An 806-nucleotide genomic window follows, 5' to 3' on the forward strand; every position below is an offset into this window, starting at 1 on the left:
CCGCCGGGCCCGCCCGCCCGCCGGTCGGTCACCGGCGCCGCGTTCTGACGACTCCTGGGTGAATGCGGTTTGCGATCTATCGCTTTGAGATCCAGCACTGTGGAACGGTGCTGGTCAGACCTCGACAGCTGGTTCGAGCCCCGCCTGCTATACGGCGAACGGCCAGGTGGGCGGGCGAAACAGGGTATCCTATCGGATACGGATGGGTCTGTGGCTGGAGGCCGGGATGGGAGCCATCGGCACACCGGTTGCTTGAGGCAGCCAGGCTGGAGGCGGGGCTCTCAGGGGCCGAGCTCGCGCGCCGCGCCGGTACCTCCCGGCCGACTGTGGCGGCCTGTGAGCATGGGACGAAGTCACCGACGCTGGAGACGGCGACGCGGCTGCTGGCCGCGGCGGGCTTCCGGTTCGACATCGCACCGGTGCCGCGGTTCGAGATCCTGGAGGATGGGCGCGGTCGGCCGTTCGTCGTGCCGGACCGGCTGCCGCGGCTCCCGCTCGGTACGGCGTTGGCCCGCGTGCGGCTGCCTGCCCACCTCGACTGGTCCAGCCCGGGGCGGATCTACGATCTCGCGGACCGGCGGCAACGTCATCGGCTGTACGAGATCGTCCTGCGGGAAGGCCGGGCGGAAGACGTTCTCGCCTACGTCGACGGGGCGCTGCTCGTCGACGCGTGGCCGGAGCTGGTGCTGCCCGCTCCGATTCGATGTGCCTGGGAGGAACGGGCCCGCCTGCGATGATCACTGCGTTGCAGCGGGCGGTAGCGGAGTTGTTCTTCAGTCTGCCGGAGAGCGCGGGCTTCGCGGTCG

General features: G+C 70.3%; 1 protein-coding gene. It reads left to right on the forward strand.

Annotation, left to right across the window (positions count from 1 at the left end):
• Nucleotides 1-248 precede the first annotated feature (248 nt).
• Nucleotides 249-737: a helix-turn-helix domain-containing protein gene (locus AC5LUJ_RS22480; protein ID WP_493465691.1), complete on the forward strand. Its 489-nt coding sequence runs from the start codon at nucleotides 249-251 to the stop codon at nucleotides 735-737.
• Nucleotides 738-806: the final 69 nt, after the last annotated feature.

Source organism: Protofrankia sp. CiP1_Cm_nod3, from assembly GCF_982290655.1.